The 16,027-nt window shown below is 47.9% G+C and carries 16 protein-coding genes; 4 read left to right on the forward strand and 12 right to left on the reverse strand.

The genetic code is table 11. The features are described from left to right. Positions 1-5: 5 nt before the first annotated feature. The 7 genes from L696_RS0103525 to L696_RS0103555 all read right to left on the reverse strand — a co-directional run bounded on the left by L696_RS0103525 (position 6) and on the right by L696_RS0103555 (position 7,794). Complete coding sequence (locus tag L696_RS0103525; protein ID WP_025682421.1) at positions 6-1,163, reverse strand: P-loop NTPase family protein; 1,158 nt, start codon at positions 1,161-1,163, stop codon at positions 6-8. A 516-nt stretch (positions 1,164-1,679) separates the two neighbouring features. Continuing rightward, the gene (locus tag L696_RS0103535; RefSeq protein ID WP_025682422.1) at positions 1,680-4,007 is read right to left on the reverse strand and encodes a histidine kinase; all 2,328 of its coding nucleotides are present in this window, start codon (positions 4,005-4,007) and stop codon (positions 1,680-1,682) included. Beyond that, positions 3,994-4,200 (reverse strand): hypothetical protein, encoded by a 207-nt coding sequence (locus L696_RS30190; RefSeq protein ID WP_155985306.1) that lies wholly within the window; start codon positions 4,198-4,200, stop codon positions 3,994-3,996. The genes L696_RS0103535 and L696_RS30190 overlap by 14 nt, the downstream gene beginning before the upstream one ends. Positions 4,201-4,223: 23 nt before the next feature. Beyond that, positions 4,224-5,111, reverse strand: a complete 888-nt coding sequence (locus tag L696_RS0103540; RefSeq protein WP_025682423.1) for a metal ABC transporter permease — start codon at positions 5,109-5,111, stop codon at positions 4,224-4,226. Further along, positions 5,108-6,037, reverse strand: coding sequence for a metal ABC transporter permease (locus L696_RS0103545; protein ID WP_025682424.1), 930 nt, complete (start codon positions 6,035-6,037; stop codon positions 5,108-5,110). The genes L696_RS0103540 and L696_RS0103545 overlap by 4 nt, the downstream gene beginning before the upstream one ends. 5 nt (positions 6,038-6,042) lie before the next feature. Further along, on the reverse strand, positions 6,043-6,807 hold the full coding sequence (locus L696_RS0103550; RefSeq protein WP_025682425.1) for a metal ABC transporter ATP-binding protein: 765 nt from the start codon (positions 6,805-6,807) through the stop codon (positions 6,043-6,045). Between the two features lie 15 nt (positions 6,808-6,822). After that, positions 6,823-7,794, reverse strand: a complete 972-nt coding sequence (locus L696_RS0103555) for a metal ABC transporter solute-binding protein, Zn/Mn family (protein ID WP_025682426.1) — start codon at positions 7,792-7,794, stop codon at positions 6,823-6,825. 237 nt (positions 7,795-8,031) lie between these two features. On the opposite strand from L696_RS0103555, the gene L696_RS0103560 reads away from it, so the two are divergent. Further along, a complete protein-coding gene (locus L696_RS0103560; RefSeq protein WP_025682427.1) occupies positions 8,032-8,841 on the forward strand; it encodes a DUF3153 domain-containing protein in 810 nt (269 codons plus the stop codon). Positions 8,842-8,845: 4 nt separating this feature from the next. On the opposite strand, the gene L696_RS0103565 is transcribed toward L696_RS0103560, so the two are convergent. The 3 genes from L696_RS0103565 to L696_RS0103575 form a co-directional block, all read right to left on the reverse strand. Continuing rightward, the gene (locus tag L696_RS0103565; RefSeq protein WP_025682428.1) at positions 8,846-9,256 is read right to left on the reverse strand and encodes a thiol-disulfide oxidoreductase DCC family protein; all 411 of its coding nucleotides are present in this window, start codon (positions 9,254-9,256) and stop codon (positions 8,846-8,848) included. A gap of 123 nt (positions 9,257-9,379) precedes the next feature. Further along, positions 9,380-9,706 (reverse strand): hypothetical protein, encoded by a 327-nt coding sequence (locus L696_RS0103570; RefSeq protein WP_025682429.1) that lies wholly within the window; start codon positions 9,704-9,706, stop codon positions 9,380-9,382. Positions 9,707-9,830: 124 nt separating this feature from the next. Further along, positions 9,831-10,250 (reverse strand): organic hydroperoxide resistance protein, encoded by a 420-nt coding sequence (locus L696_RS0103575; protein WP_025682430.1) that lies wholly within the window; start codon positions 10,248-10,250, stop codon positions 9,831-9,833. A gap of 285 nt (positions 10,251-10,535) precedes the next feature. On the opposite strand from L696_RS0103575, the gene L696_RS0103580 reads away from it, so the two are divergent. The 3 genes from L696_RS0103580 (at position 10,536) to L696_RS0103590 (ending at position 14,294) form a co-directional block, all read left to right on the forward strand. Further along, a complete protein-coding gene (locus tag L696_RS0103580; protein WP_025682431.1) occupies positions 10,536-11,855 on the forward strand; it encodes an Nramp family divalent metal transporter in 1,320 nt (439 codons plus the stop codon). Between the two features lie 674 nt (positions 11,856-12,529). Continuing rightward, a complete protein-coding gene (locus L696_RS0103585; RefSeq protein ID WP_025682432.1) occupies positions 12,530-13,072 on the forward strand; it encodes a PadR family transcriptional regulator in 543 nt (180 codons plus the stop codon). A 13-nt stretch (positions 13,073-13,085) separates the two neighbouring features. Then, positions 13,086-14,294 carry an MFS transporter gene (locus tag L696_RS0103590; RefSeq protein ID WP_025682433.1) on the forward strand — a complete coding sequence of 403 codons (1,209 nt, stop codon included), beginning with the start codon at positions 13,086-13,088 and terminating at the stop codon, positions 14,292-14,294. Between the two features lie 132 nt (positions 14,295-14,426). Here the strand turns inward: L696_RS0103590 and kdpC are convergent, their stop codons facing one another. Continuing rightward, positions 14,427-15,155: a potassium-transporting ATPase subunit KdpC gene (gene kdpC / locus L696_RS0103595; protein ID WP_025682434.1), complete on the reverse strand. Its 729-nt coding sequence runs from the start codon at positions 15,153-15,155 to the stop codon at positions 14,427-14,429. Between the two features lie 58 nt (positions 15,156-15,213). After that, on the reverse strand, positions 15,214-16,027 hold an 814-nt coding region (locus L696_RS0103600; protein WP_025682435.1), incomplete at its 5' end, for an HAD-IC family P-type ATPase.

Consider the following 16,027-nt stretch of genomic DNA (forward strand, 5'->3'; position numbering starts at 1 on the left):
CTCCTTTAAGACCAAGCGGCGGGTGGCTGTGTTACAGTCTCCACATTCAGCAGCTCGCGGCACAGCTGGCGAATTTCCCGCTGATAAATCGGCGAACTAAGCAGCAGCTCACGATGCTGCATCTGCTTCCATGAAGGAATGTAGGGCAGCGCTCCGCTCAGCTCCATAAAGTCCCGAGGTAGCGAGTTGACCATACTCCCCATATAACGGTTCACCACAAAGCGGGTTTTGGTCAGCATGGCTTCAAGTCCTTCCGGCTGTGTGGCCTCCAGAACATCCAGCCATAGCCCGCACTTGTGCATGCTCATTAAATCGTCCGCCAGCAGCCAGATCAGCTTATGGCTGGCTTCGAGTACAGCTTGAGCCCGGTCACCATTTTCGGATTCGCCATCTACGATTACAACATCATACTGTCCGCTTTCGGCAATCGTCCGAATCAGCTCTACCGCCTCATCACAGGTCATGTCCATCAGTTCCTTGCGGTTATCGACAGGCTGAAAGGTGTCGGCCTGAATTTCAGAACGGCGCACACAATACGAAGCGACAGATAAGGGATTTCCCTCATGCCCCGCTGCCTTGAGATCATAAAGTAGTCTGGACAGCCCCTCTCCTTCTGCTCCGCTAGAACTGCCGGAACCCGTGAACAACGAACTTGAATCCACCGTTTCCAAATTCAAATAAAAAACCGAATACCCCTCATATCCCAGCTGCTTTGATATATTGAGCGCAGCCGTTGTCTTACCCAACCCACCGGAAGCCGCAACCATGCCAATAATCATTCCGCCTTCCCGGCTGTTCACGCTCTGCTGCCCACTTGTCCGCTGTCTCACCGTTTCCAAAATAAAGCCCACCAGCTCAGACAAAGGCTGATATTTTAATAAAGGTTGTCCGTATTCGCTCACCTGTTCTCCCTCATGCAGCACCAGACAAGGAATATCAGAAGCTTCCCGATCTGTCCACAGACTCAAAAAGGCTGCTTCACCCACCACTACATCCGGCTTTTTCATTCCAGCCGTTTCCATCATGTATTGGCGAAATGCCTCCGGCTGCGAAAATGCCGTTACTCTCAGCCTTCTGGCGTACTCGCTTCCGTGTACATAATTCAGCAGTGGCTCGATATAATCCCGGCTACCTACAGCCAGAACCACTTTTACCGGAATCATGACGCTCATCCCCTCCCCCAAACAACAACGCAAAAAAGCACCGTTCATCAAACCGTACGTACATACGGTTGGTGAACGGTGCTTCCGTCACGTGCAATCTATTTACTGGTAGAATAGCACAGCACTTATTTTAGAGCAAGCATTTTTTATGTTAGAATTTCTTCAAGTCCTTATGTAAACAAAAGGCGGGCATTCAAGCCCGCCTCCCATTGCCGTAATCTTAATAGAATTTGTGGTGACGACGATGGCAGTCATGATGGCGATGATGGCGATGTTTCCGACAGTGACATTTTTTACTAAAGTCTTCATGTTTCCAGTGATCACGTTTAAATTTAGGCTTAAACTTAATGACAGTCACCTTAATAATCTTCTTAAATACACGTTTTTTTGGCTTTGAAAAATGACAATGTTTATACATGTTCAAATTCGCCTCCAATTCTTTGAGATAGAATATACTATGGAAGCACTGAACAACCGGAACCCAGCATCTGACTATTTATAAAAGGATTGGGCGATTCAATCCTCTTCCTCCAACTTAATGTCCGGGTCATAGTCCGCCACGATCAGAACATCCATATGACGCGCTTGACGGAGAATTTGCGGGACGACCGCATCCTTTCCCCAACGACTGCTTCTGGAGGACTGCCCCACAATTAACTGCGTACCCGTATACCCTTCCACCGGAGTAATCAAGTTGTCAGCAATCTCTCTCCGACTGGAAACAAGCCGGATTTCGAAGGTTCCTCCCAGACGGTGGGTTAGCATTTTCAACTGTTCCAGCCGGGAGTTTAGCTTCTCCGGTATGCTTATACCGACATGAACATAGGTCACGATCCATACCGCCTTCAGACGAAAAGCAATACGAAAGCCGCGTCGAATCAGCCTTTCAGCATTGTTACTAAGCGTCACCCCTACGAAGATTACTTCCTCTCTACGCCACGGCCCTCTCAGCGATTCGTGTCGATCCCAGGATTCCAGCCGTTCATCTACATCATCTGCCAATTCCCGCAAAGCAAGCTCCCGCAAGGCAATCAGATTGCCTAATTTAAAAAAATGGCTAAGCGCTTGCTCCACCTTGGCAGGATCGTATATTTTGCCATCACGCATACGCTGCTGCAACGATTTGGGAGCCACATCAATGAGCTGTACCTCATCGGCCAGCCGCATCATACGGTCGGGAACGGTCTCCCTCACCCGAATCCCGGTAATCTGCTCAACCGCGTCATTCAGGCTCTCCAGGTGCTGTACATTCATTGTGGAAATAACAGAAATCCCTTGATCCAAAATCGTCAGTACATCCTCATAACGCTTGGATCTTGAACTGCCGGGAACATTGGTATGCGCCAGTTCGTCAATAAGGACCACCTCGGGATTACGCCTGAGAATCGCTTCGGTGTCCATTTCCTCCAAATGTACGCCATGCCGCTCGATAGTCTGACGAGGAACGGTATATAGAGAGCCCACTTGTGCCAACGTTTCTACCCTTCCATGTGTTTCCAGTAGTCCGATAACAACATCAATCCCACTTGTCAGCAGATCATTTCCCTCTCTGAGCATCGTGTACGTCTTGCCGACACCGGGAGCAGCACCAATATATACCTTGAGCTTGCCGCGCCGAATTTTGGCAGCCTCAGCCTGCGCTTCCTCATCGCTCAGACGATGATACGGATCATTGTCTCCTTCTTCCTGCCTCATCGTCGGCAAAATACGTTCACCCTCCTGCTCTGCGCGATCGGCAATAAGCAGCAGGTCCATATTTTTCATCCGCTTAAAAATTCCGTTCACCAGCGAGCCCCTGATCAGCTCCTGCCACCGGGTCTGCCGGGAATGTCCCATAACGATCCGGGTAACATTACGCGCCACCGCATAATGGATAAGCTGCCGAGGCAATCTTCTGCGGGAAATGAGCGGGATTTCTTCAAATTCCGATCCTACCTTTTCAACCAGTTGCTCAATCGAGCGCTTGAAGGCCGCCGATTCCTTGGACAGCTTGCGCTTCGGATCGACAAAGGAGGCTACCAGCATATCTCCGCCCAGCCGCTTGGCGACCTGCTCCCCCCTGCGTACATAAATGGACCCGTTCCAGTGATACTGGACAGGCACCAAAATACGCTCTGTGGCTCCTGACGCCCCGTGCAAACCCAACTCCTCCCGGTGCCGTTCCAGCGAATCGTTCACATCCTCTGCCACCAATCGCAGAGCCAGCTCACGCAGCTTACCCAGATTTCCCCGGTGAAACATCTCAGGATTGGGCGCATGCATGTATCCTTTCGCCAGCCGTTCCAAAATCGTTTCCGGTGTGACATCAATCAAACGAATTTCATCCGCCAGCTCCAGTGTATCGACAGGAACTGTATATTCTGCTTCTATCCCTGTTAGCTGATAAACCCACTCCGTAATCCCTTCCAGCTCATATACATTGACCGTCGTAATGACGCTAATCCCCAGCTCCAGCAGATATTGAATATCCTCCAACCGGGTTGAAAATGGGGCTCCTTCCCGGTTGCGATGTGCCAAATGATCCACCAGCACCACCTCGGGATTGCGTTCCTCCAGTATTTTCAGATTCAAATCCTTCTGCTCCACCCCATCCTGAATCCAATGGATACTGGGTATCCGCTCCAGCGTGCCCACCTGCTCCACCGTCTCGCGCCGCTGCATGGTCGATACTGCACAAATTACAACATCAATACCTTCACGCTGAAGCGATTGTCCTTCCAGAAGCATATGATACGTTTTGCCCGACCCACTAACCGCTCCAATGTATATTTTGAGTCTGCCCCGATGCAGCTTGTTAATGGAATCCAATATTTCCTCTGGTGATTTACGTTTAAAGCTCTCCATTTTCGCGCCTCCCTGCAACGTGACAGATCGTTCCGTCCGTTCTTGTATCGCTGTAATGAATGTACTCCCGTATCCCCAACAATTCAAGACGATCCACTCCAGCTTGCGTAAAATAAGCCACACAGAGCAGCATACGCGCAAAAAAACGCGCATTCAGGCATTTTCTACCTGTCTGCACGCTACTTTTAGTCACTCATAGATGATCGCTTTCTGCGACTACTTGCTGTCTTCACGAACCAGTCCCCGTTGCTGGAGTAACTTTTGCCATACCACCCCATGAGACGGGGAAAAGAGAAAAGCCAAAAGTAACAACACACCCGATACACACAGCATACATGCCGCAATAGAGGCATCCAGCACACTTGCCGTGTAAAAGCCCGCTACCGAACTGATCGCCCCAAACCCGACGCTGTACACAATCATACGGGATAACTTCTCCGTCAGCAGATAAGCCGTAAGAGGCGGTACCACGAGCATTCCGACCACCAGAATCGCACCCACGCTCTCAAACGATGCCACTGTCGTAAGCGAGACCAGACTCATCAGCAGATAGTGAAAAAAAACAACCGGAATACCTACCGAAGCCGCCAGCGCGGGATCGAAGGAAGTGATTTTAAATTGCTTGAAAAATCCCCCTACCACGAGCAAATTAATCAAAAACATCGCGCCCGTAATCCACACAGCCCTCGGACCGACATCGAAGCCAGCAATCTCTAACGTATTCCACGGCACATAAGCAATTTCCCCATACAAAACGTGATCCATATCCAGATGGACATTGGAAGCAAACACACTGACCAGCAAAACACCTATGGCAAACAATGTTGTAAACACTACCCCAATGGCAGCATCACTTTGCAGACCGCTTTGTTGGAACAACTGAATCAGATACACCGTAAGGAGTCCCAACACCGCCGCACCGAACATCATCCACACCGAGTCCCTCGATCCGCTGATTAGAAAGGCAATAACAATCCCCGGCAGCACCGCATGGCTGATTGCATCACCGATCATAGCCATTTTCCGAAGCACGAGAAAGCAGCCAACGATACTACATCCCCCTGCCACTAACATTCCCGTCAAGATCACATAAAATGAACTCATAGGGCACGCTCCTCCCTTGGCTGTGTTCCGACTGCTTGCTCCAGATTTTTCCTGGCGTTCAACCGAACGATAGCCTTGGAAATCATCCCGCGCTGCGGCGCAAAAATCAGGCTCACGCCGAACACGACAGTCGCACACAGCACACACAACGGCCCTGTGGGCAGATTTTGCCCCAGAGAACTAATAATTGTTCCACCGAAGCCCGCTATAGCACCAAATAAGCCCGACAGACACACCATGACACCCAGCTTCTCCGTCCAGTATCTTGCCGATACTGCGGGTGTAATCAACAAGGCCGCCATCATAATGACACCCACCGCCTGAATCCCGGCAACCACCGCAATAACAATCAACAGCATCAACAGTTTATCCAGCAAGCCTGCCGGAAAACCAAGTCCACGAGCAAAGCCGGGATCAAAGCTAAGCAGCTTAAATTCCTTGAAGAACAATATACAGATCCCGATCAGCACCACTGAAATTGCCGCCATCGTGTAAACATCAGACAATACCATCGCCGCTGCCTGACCAAACAGAAATTTATCCAACCCGCTCTGATTCCCCGCTCCGCTGTGCTGAATTTCCGTCAAGAGCATGATGCCAAAGCCGAAAAATACAGACAGCACGGCTGCAATCGCCGAATCGCTTTTGATTCGTGAGTATCGGGTCAGCGCACTGATGGCAAAAGTGGCAACAATGCCTGCAATGGCGGCCCCGATCATAAATCCAAATACAGATTTTGTGCCCGTAATCATAAACGCTACACATACCCCCGGCAAAGCCGCATGTGCCAAGGCATCCCCCATGAGCGACTGCTTGCGCAAATACATAAAGCTGCCAATCACCCCGCTGCTTAAACCGAGCAAAATGCAGCCCAGCAAAATCCACTGCATATTCGGGTCGGTCAAAAGCGTTGCCAAGCTTGTCATACCGCTCACCTCACTCCGAGTATCGTGCCGGAATCCGGGCCTGTTTTGAGTATGCTCAGACGTCCGCCATACGTACGTTGCAGATTTTCCTCGGTAAAAATATCTGCCGTCTCTCCAAACGCCATCAGGTGCCCGTTCAACAGCATAACCTGGTCAAAATAATCCGTGACCGTAGACAAATCATGATGAACGACAAGTACGGTTTTACCCTGCTGTTTCAGATCATTGAGCAATGAAATAATGGCTTTTTCTGTTGCAGCGTCCACACCGACAAACGGTTCATCCATAAAATAAAGCTGAGCGTCCTGCGCGAGTGCTCTGGCTAAAAAAACACGCTGCTGCTGCCCGCCGGATAACTGACTGATTTGCCTGTTCGCATAGTCTCTCATACCTACCTTGTCCAGACTCTCCAGCGCAGCCTGACGGTCAGCGACTCCAGGTCGCTTAAACCAGCCCAGTCTGCCATACCGTCCCATCATAACCACATCCAGCGCATTCGTCGGAAAATCCCAATCCACCGACTCCCGCTGCGGTACATAGCCAACCTTGAGCAACTGTTGCTTATAGGGCTTGCCGTAGACCAGCACCTCTCCCATGAGCTTTGGTATCAGTCCAAGTGCTGCCTTGATCAACGTAGATTTTCCAGCCCCGTTCGGGCCGATAATACCAATCAGCTTGCCTTCCGGCACCTCGAAGGAAACGTCAAGCAGAACGGGCTTTTTTTGATAAGCTACAGATAAATCACGAACCACAAGCGGTGAATGCCCCATGTGTTTTCTCCTCCTTTATTTAAGAGCTTTAACAATCGTATTAACGTTATGCTTGACCATTCCAACATACGTACCGTCTTCCGTGCCTTCCTCACCCATCGCATCCGAATACAGCTCGCCGCCAACCTTGATTGTATGGCCCTGCTGCGCTGCTCCCTGGATGACCGCATCTATAGCCTTTCTCGGAACGCTGGATTCTACGAATATAGCCTTGATTTTATGTTCAACCAAATAATCACGCAGCTTGGTCACATCCTGAGAACCCGCTTCGGATTCTGTACTCATTCCTTGAAGGCCTCTCACTTGAATGCCGTAGGCATCTCCGAAATAGCCAAAAGCATCATGGGCCGTGACAAGCACGCGCTGGGCTTCTGGTATGCTTGCAATCTGCTCCCTCGTGTAAGCATCCAGCTTCCGCAGCTCAGCGAGATAGGCTTCTGCATTGGCCTTATAATCCTCCGCATGAGCAGCATCAAGCGCCGACAATTCATCTCTGACGGTTTCTACCGCAGACATCCAGTTTTGTACATTAAACCAGATATGCGGATCATGCTCCGACCCCATTTCCGGGCTACCTGAGCGCAACTGATCCTGAGCAATATTTTTGGACACAGGTACGACAGGTTTTTGCTTGCCGATCTTCTCCAAAATATTCTGCATTTTCCCTTCCAGATGCAGTCCGTTATAAAAAATAATATCCGCCTGATCCAGTTTGCGCATATCTCCCTGAGAAGCCTTGTACAAATGTGGGTCAACGCCTGACTTCATAATGCCTGTAACCTCCACATGATTACCGCCTACCTTGCCGACAATATCAGAAATCATGCCAATGGTAGCTGTGGCCTTTATTTTTTGCCCCGCCTCTCCGGTAGCTCCCTGCTCCGCCTTCTTACTATTAGTGCATGCACTTGCTACAACTAAAACCAGGAACAATGTTCCTGCCATCAAAGCCCATCGCGGTACAGTCGTCTTAAACCGTTTATTCATGCTTCAACATCCTCCTCTATTTATATGTATTTGGAACAAACTATTTCATGATGTCAATTATTTTTTACTAATACTATATTTTAGAGTATACACTAAAATGTTTCCCTAAGGAAACATTTTAAATATAAAAATCTATTTATCCTGTCAGTCCGTTCGATTTTAGCTCTCCGAATGTGTAATATATAGAAGATATCCAATCGTTAAAACGAAAGAACATATATAAAGAAGGGGAAGATCATGGAGCAAACAGGATACGGCCCTTACCGGGACAAGCATCAACAACATCGAACACGGAAAATGCTGCTCATTTTTATGCTGCTGTGCTGTCTGATCCCTCTCACTTCCTGTGCACGAGGGGATGTCCATGTAGATGTTCATCTGGATCAGAGCGTGGATATGGACGCTTCGTTCAGTGTAAACAATCAGACGCTGGTGATCCTGAATAATCCCGGGCTGCTGGACCGCTTGGCCAAGCGGATTCAAGGCAACAATCTAAATGTTCAGCCACTATCTGAGCAGGGAAGAAAGGGTTATCAAATCAAAGGGCACTATCAAGGAGATTGGAGTACAAGCGGAAAAAGTCTCAATCAGGGTTTAAATTTACCTGAGGGATTGGAATTTAAACGCGTTGTGACCCCACATTTTTTCACAACGAATGTTGATCTTACGGTGAAGCTCGATCTGCCACGGATGCTTCCTGAAGAAGCTCGGGGACTGAGTGACAAATTGGAGCAAATGAATGTGTTCGCACGCAAAATACTGGAGCGGCAGCTTGATCTTAATTTTAGCCTATCCTTACCGATCCAGCCAGCCGCCAGCAATGCCGACAGTATATCGGCAGACGGGAAAACGCTACGTTGGGATATTGCCCCATTAGAGTCTAATGAGCTAAAGTTATCCGTCAACGTCCCCAATCTGCGTCATATCATATATGTAGCCGTTGCCGGCCTGATCCTGATTGCGGCAGTTGTGATATGGCGGATCCGTCGTCATCGCTCCAAAAAGGGCTCTGAAAAGGAAGCTGCTCCTCCGAAACCTGAATCCTGAACAGTTAAAAAAATCGTTGCCTAATTTCTGGTGGGGGGATCTGACATTGATCCTCTTCATCCTTGCCAAACCAGCGGTATCGGTTACGCGCCACCCAGTTATAGACTGCATTGCGTATAAAGCGAGGAACGAGGATGAAGACATAGGCCAGCGGATATGGAAAACAAAGACGTCTGGCAATCCGCAGAGCTGCGGTTGACCTCGTGTAATACATACCGTCTTCAATTAATACGAACGTATCCAGCTTATCCGTTGACAATCCTCCTGCACGCAATAGCTTTTGTCCCTGCTCGGATTGCAGGGAACCAAAATGAAACGTCCCCTTCGGGTCACGCTTAATAATGAAGCGGGCCGCCCCCTGACAAAAATGGCATACACCATCCACCAACACAATCGAATGATCAGACTGCTTCATAAATGCATTTCACCTCCAGGAAATAAACAACAGATACAATCAACAATACGAATATAAACAAAAAAACGCCGAAATCATCCGACGCTTGTTTAACAATGTATAGGCTTTTACCTGTTTTGAGAACTAGCTCAATGCTTTCTCAAACAGCTGTTTCGAATTAATTTGCTCTAAAAACTCATCATGGAACTTATCCATACACTTGCAGATAAAATCCTTATGGCATACCGGGCAAGGCGTCGTTAGCAGTCGACTAATATTCGTCAAGGTCCACTCCGGATTACGTTGAGAAAAAACGCGGCACTCCGTTCCATCGGCCAAACTCATTTTAAACTCATAAAGCCCTTCTTTTTCGTTGCTGCCAGCCAGCGTGAAATTAACAATATTCGGTCTGTAAGACATCATATCACCCGTATTTTTCAAATTTGTTTCGTACCTGATGACCAGAATCACCTAAGCCATCTTAATGAATTTTGGCGATGATGTCAAATGGTCTCGGATCTCTGCGAATCGAGGTCTAGATGCAAAAGCCGCCGATGAATCGGCGGCAGGAACGTAAAGATTATGTGCTTCGCGATCAAATGACGTTCAGCTCGACGTCAATGTTGCCACGAATCGCCTTGGAATATGGACAAAAATCATGCGCTTGACGTGCCAAATCTTCAGCCTGGGAACGTTCAACACCCGGTATTTTCACGTCCAGACGCACTGCCAATTGGAAGCCGCCGTCGCTCGGGTCCTTACCGATGGACACGTGGCTGGTTACCTCAACATGATCCACTTTTACCTTGGCTTTGCGGGCTACATTAGCCAATGCACTCTCATAACAGGCGCCATAGCCTGCCGCAAACAATTGCTCAGGATTCGTGGCCTCTCCACCTGCACCACCCAATTCCTTCGGTGTACTGAGCTTATGCTTCAAAACTCCGTCCGATGAAGCGACAGAACCGTCTCTTCCGCCATGTACCGTTGCTGATGCTGTGTATAATGCTTCCATGATTTCATCTCTCCTTCTTTATATGGTTTACATTCGCCGGGATCATCGCCTTGTTAATGATGATTTCCTTCTCGTATGTACTTTAAACAAACCACACAAAATGAATCACTGGAGAGCGCGGATTTATAATATGACCGACAACCTTGCGTGGGCTAAAATAAGATTAACTTGCTTAACCGCACAAAAGTTGCACTAGACAAAAACTATTGTGGGTGTACAATAGGGATTAGGCAATAGCTATGTCACTAATAATATATTCCAACATGGATAAAGAAGGTGAAGCGTATGAGAAATACAAATGGTAACCTGGCGGAAATAGCTTCATTATCGGAAGTGAATCGCTCCTTGAACATCCCGAAGGACGGCACGTGGTTTCGGAAATTCCTTGCCTTTGCCGGACCCGGCTATATGGTCGCTGTCGGCTATATGGACCCCGGCAACTGGGCTACAGACATTGCGGGCGGATCGCAATTTGGCTATACACTGCTCAGTGTCATTCTGATCTCCAATTTGATGGCCATCCTACTGCAAGCCTTATCTGGCAAGCTCGGCATTGCCACAGGTAAAGACTTGGCTCAAATGTGCCGCGAAGCCTATAGTCGCCCGGTCGCGATCGGCTTATGGCTTTTATGCGAAATCGCCATCGCAGCCATGGATTTGGCCGAGGTCATCGGTTCAGCCATCGCACTAAAGCTGCTGTTCGGTATACCACTATTGTACGGTGTTCTGATTACCGCATTTGATGTCATGCTCATTTTATTGTTGCAAAACAAAGGTTTTCGTGCTTTGGAAACGCTGGTCATTGTACTGATGGTGACGATTGCCGGCTGCTTTGGCATCAATCTCGTTTTGGCCCAACCAGAATGGAGCAGCGTGATGGGTGGCTTTGTACCGGACTCACAAATTTTGACCAACCCAAGCATGTTGTATATCGCCATCGGTATTATGGGCGCTACCGTGATGCCCCATAACCTGTACCTGCATTCGTCCATCGTACAAACTCGTAAATTCGAGCAGACGTCAGCAGGCAAACGGGAGGCTATCAAATTCGCGACATGGGATTCGAGTATAGCGCTCATGTTCGCCCTGTTTATCAATGCCGCGATTCTGATCGTCGCCGCAGCCGTGTTCCATACAGCAGGAAAAACCGATGTGGCGGAAATCAGCGATGCTTTCTATCTGCTGTCGCCATTACTCGGAACCACACTCGCCAGTATCCTGTTCGGGGTGGCGCTGCTCGCTTCCGGTCAGAATTCAACCGTAACCGGTACCTTAGCCGGGCAAATCGTCATGGAGGGCTTTCTCAGCCTTCGTCTCGCGCCTTGGCTGCGCCGTCTGGTAACCAGACTCATCGCTATCATTCCAGCGGTGATCGTCACAGCAATCGCGGGTGAAAAAGGGGCCGAAGAATTGCTCGTGCTAAGTCAGGTCATTCTGTCCATCCAGCTTCCCTTTGCCATCATCCCATTGCTGATCTTCACCAGCGACAAAAAGCGTATGGGTGAGTTTGCGAACAAAACATGGCAAAAAGTATTAGCCTGGATCGTGACCGCTGTCATTATTATCTTGAATGTGGTGCTCATCGTTCAAACGATTTCAGGATGACAAGACGTTCGGATATAACCATTAAAAAGAGGTATTCCACAGGCCATAAACGGCATAGGGATATCTCTTTTCTTTTCTCAAACGGGGGGGAGGGGGAGTGCTCTTCGTTTGAAATTATTATAATAAACATCAGTATTTGTCATTATAATTAAGGGTCCAGACAGCAGATGGCGAAGCAGATTTATCTTTCATCACTACCCCACTCAACTCAGTTAATTTAAATGCGGATCATTTTTCTAATATGTTAAGATTAGTTCCGCATTCTTTTTCACAAATCTAGCATCAAGCATACTCTCATGATCTCCATACCCATTACGGATCGATATTCCCCAGTTGTAGAGTGCTGACCCTTATCCGGAATTCATTAGGTGTTCCAAATAGGAATAGTGCTTCTGAATTTTCTCACCTATATGATGATGAAAAAACTCTCCCTCACTTTGCAACTGTGGGTACTGTTTCAACAAGAATCCAATAAAATTTACTCACGAACCTGTTCGCCCTGCTTTTCAAGAGATTTTGTGACTTCAAAAGCCTGATTACCAATCTTCAATCGTATGTCAATTATTTCAAGTAATATTCTTTACTTCCTTAGTTTGTAATGCTATAGTAAAATTATAATACTAAATGTTTAGTATTATAATTTTACTATTAAACTTTATGGAGGAGATATCATTTTGAGTACGACACGTGTAATGGTTCTTGGTCTTTTATTACAATATGGAGCAATGTCCGGATATGAAATACAACAAAAGATGCAATCCGCTCAAACGGATAAATGGGCTTATGTGCAACCAGCTTCTATATATCATGCCTTAAAAAAGCTGGATTCAGAAGGAATTGTACATTTGAAAACGTTAGAACAGACAGGGAATCGGTCAAAAGCTATATATGCGATCACGGAGACTGGAAAAAGTGAGTTTAGTCGGCTTTTAATCGAATCATTTAAAGAATCTTCTGTTGTATTTCCAACAGCACTGTACACAGCTTTAACTTTTATGGATGAGGCTGCGCTCCATGAAATTGAAGAGGCTTTAAGCTCTCAACAGCAAGCCATCGAAAAAATCTATAGAGATATGAAATTGGGGCAAGAACAAAAAGCTGAACTTATGAATATCCCCGTAAACGTCATGTTAATTTTCAGAAATATTTATGATCAATGCGAGCTTCAATTAAAATTTGTTAAACAAATCAAAGAGGAAATCAGAAAAAATTTATGAGGAGGATGTAATAATGAAAAGGAGTAAAGGGGCACAAAATAAGCAAAAAGCTGCACTAATTGTTGTCGGATTAGCTGTATTCATTGATATGTTAATCTATGGATTAGTCGTTCCCATTCTGCCAAGGTACGCAGATTCTCTGGGAGCAACTCAAACCGAAATCGGATTTTTATTCAGCAGTTATGCAATCGCATTATTTATAGCTACACCTATTTTTGGCCTATTAACGGATCGGATTGGGAGAAAGACACCTCTATTATGGGGGTTAATTGGACTCATAGCCTCCACTTTAATGTTTGCCATAGCCCACACTCTCTGGCTGCTTGTAGTGGCACGCGCTCTTCAGGGAATCGCAGCCGCAATGACCTGGACAGCAGGGCTCGCTCTCTTGGCTGATCTATATCCATCTGAAGAACGTGGCAAAGCCATGGGCTTGGCATTATCCGGTCAAGCCGCCGGGACCCTTCTCGGACCGACAATTGGCGGTTGGTTGTATCAATGGGGAAGTTACCAGCTTCCTTTTTACTTTGCCATCTCCTTGGCCGTCATCGATGCTGTACTTCGGTTAATACTCCTGCATGATATTCCGGAAGCGAAAAATGAAAAGTATATTTCCCCTTTCTCGTTCATGAAAAATAAAGATTTGCTTTTGGTCATTGGAGTTGTGATTATCGGCGCATCCATCCCAAGCGTACTTGAGCCCACATTACCGTTACACCTACAGCACAATTTTAGCGCTAACCCTGGACTTATTGGATTATTATTTGCCATTCCCACCCTTGCTTATGGCCTGGCAACGCCTTTTATAGGACAGTTTTCCAGTAAGGTCGGCTATAAAAACGGAATTCTCCTCGGTCTACTTATGGTATCCATTGCTCTTCCTCTGACCGCACTTCCAGAAACATTATCGTTTCAAGCTGTCATTTTAGCTATTTTAGGGGTGAGCATGGGTATGGTTCTTGCTCCCTGCTTACCTCAACTTGCTGATATTTCTCAACGAAGTGGAAATCATTCTTATGGAATTACTTTTGCACTTTATAACACGGCATACTCGATTGGCCTAATGATCGGCCCTATTTTGAGCAGTACTCTTACGGATCTAATGAATATTAAGTTGTCTTATTTAATCATAGGTATTGTTGTATTTATATACATGTGCGTACTCGCTTCAGCCTTAAGGAAAGCCAAAAATTCATCAAGCAATGTAAAGCTAAGTAAATAAGCGAACAAAAATTCATATCCCCCATAAGGAATAAAACACTTTCTTGCAGCTTTATCCATCCCAGAGCATCCCAATCCCATAAAAAAGGTATCCCTCAAGCTTATCGCTCGGGAATACCTTTTTTTGATCCTTCTATGGCTTGGCTGACTGTACCTGCGTTTGCGCTTCAAGCGCAAGGTTCAGCTTGAGCACGTTCACACGCGGCTCTCCAAATACTCCGGCGCTGCGGTCTTCGGTCTGCTCCTGCACCAGTGCTTTCAGTTTATCCGGCGCAATACCCGTCAAGCGGCTAATACGCGGAATTTGAACCCGTGCCGCCTGTGGCAAAATATGCGGGTCCAGACCGGAGCCGGAGTTCGTAATCAGGTCCACCGGAACCTGACTGATCGGTACATCCGGATTATTTTTCTGCCAACCTGCTATCGAATCCTTAACCCTCTGTATCAAGGCCGGATTGGACGGTGCGTAGTTACTGGAGCCTGAACCGGCCCCATTATAATCAATGCTTGATACCCGCCCCTGAAAAAACGCCGGATTGGCAAAGGACTGCCCGATCAGCTCGGAGCCAACTACCTGACCCTCCGCATTACGAAGCATACTGCCATTCGCCTGCTGCGGAAACAATACCTGTGCCACGCCCGTGCTAACCAGCGGGTAAGCGAGGCCACACAGCAGGATCATCAGCACCGAGGTACGCAACGCAACGCCAACAATGGTGCCTCCCCGCATCTCTTCTCTCTCCGGCTGTCCATTCGGCACAGCATCCGTCTCTGGACGCTTGTTATTCCCCTGCCCGGCAGACCCGGCTTTTTCGTGTGCAGCAAATCTGCGTCCGGACATCATCCGATAAAAGCCACTCATGTTGCTCACCCTTTCTGCTTCCATTCAGTATCCGAAATGCACACCTTCACAGGCTGCGTTAAATCCACAAATGCACCAGCAAATCAATGGCTTTAATGCCGACAAACGGCACCACCATACCACCCAAACCGTAAATCAGCAAATTCCGTCCCAGCAGGCGATCCGAGCTCATAGGCTTATACTTCACGCCCTTCATGGCCAGCGGGATCAGAAGCGGAATAATAACAGCATTGAAGATCAACGCCGACAAAATAGCAGACAGCGGAGAGCCAAGCCCCATCACATTTAATGCGCTCATTTGCGGAATCGCCAGCATGAACATCGCCGGGATAATGGCAAAATATTTGGCAACATCGTTCGCGATGCTGAACGTTGTCAAAGCACCGCGTGTCATAAGCAACTGCTTGCCAATAGCGACCACCTCAATAATTTTGGACGGATCGGAATCCAGGTCTACCATATTGGCGGCTTCCTTGGCCGCGACCGTACCACTGTTCATGGCCAGCCCGACGTCAGCCTGTGCCAGCGCAGGAGCATCATTCGTACCGTCTCCGGTCATGGCAACCAGCTTGCCCAGCTCCTGCTCACGGCGAATGACTGCGATTTTGTCCTCCGGCTTGCTTTCAGCCACAAAATCATCCACACCCGCTTCCCGTGCAATTGTCGCGGCTGTCAGCGGATTATCCCCGGTACACATGATCGTGCGTATGCCCATTTCCCGGAGCTGATCGAACCGTTCCTTCATGCCCGGCTTCACCGTGTCCTTCAAATAAATAATGCCATATATCCGATCATCCAGCGCGACAGCCAACGGCGTACCTCCTTCAGAGGCCACCTGATTCGCTTTTTCCTCCAGATCGGCTGGGAAGCCG

The sequence above is a fragment of the Paenibacillus maysiensis genome (genome assembly GCF_000520815.1).
GTDB classification, from domain to species: Bacteria; Bacillota; Bacilli; order Paenibacillales; family Paenibacillaceae; genus Paenibacillus; species Paenibacillus maysiensis.

Bases quoted from the DNA above. Each gene is read 5' to 3' on its own strand.
- L696_RS0103575 (WP_025682430.1), bottom strand. From the start codon at position 10,250: ATGGAAGCATTATACACAGCATCAGCAACGGTACATGGCGGAAGAGAC.
- L696_RS0103540 (WP_025682423.1), bottom strand. From the start codon at position 5,111: ATGAGTTCATTTTATGTGATCTTGACGGGAATGTTAGTGGCAGGGGGA.
- kdpC (WP_025682434.1), bottom strand. From the start codon at position 15,155: ATGAGTGGCTTTTATCGGATGATGTCCGGACGCAGATTTGCTGCACAC.
- L696_RS0103580 (WP_025682431.1), top strand. From the start codon at position 10,536: ATGAGAAATACAAATGGTAACCTGGCGGAAATAGCTTCATTATCGGAA.
- L696_RS0103545 (WP_025682424.1), bottom strand. From the start codon at position 6,037: ATGACAAGCTTGGCAACGCTTTTGACCGACCCGAATATGCAGTGGATT.
- L696_RS0103535 (WP_025682422.1), bottom strand. From the start codon at position 4,007: ATGGAGAGCTTTAAACGTAAATCACCAGAGGAAATATTGGATTCCATT.
- L696_RS0103565 (WP_025682428.1), bottom strand. From the start codon at position 9,256: ATGAAGCAGTCTGATCATTCGATTGTGTTGGTGGATGGTGTATGCCAT.
- L696_RS0103590 (WP_025682433.1), top strand. From the start codon at position 13,086: ATGAAAAGGAGTAAAGGGGCACAAAATAAGCAAAAAGCTGCACTAATT.
- L696_RS0103555 (WP_025682426.1), bottom strand. From the start codon at position 7,794: ATGAATAAACGGTTTAAGACGACTGTACCGCGATGGGCTTTGATGGCA.
- L696_RS0103560 (WP_025682427.1), top strand. From the start codon at position 8,032: ATGGAGCAAACAGGATACGGCCCTTACCGGGACAAGCATCAACAACAT.
- L696_RS0103550 (WP_025682425.1), bottom strand. From the start codon at position 6,807: ATGGGGCATTCACCGCTTGTGGTTCGTGATTTATCTGTAGCTTATCAA.
- L696_RS0103525 (WP_025682421.1), bottom strand. From the start codon at position 1,163: ATGATTCCGGTAAAAGTGGTTCTGGCTGTAGGTAGCCGGGATTATATC.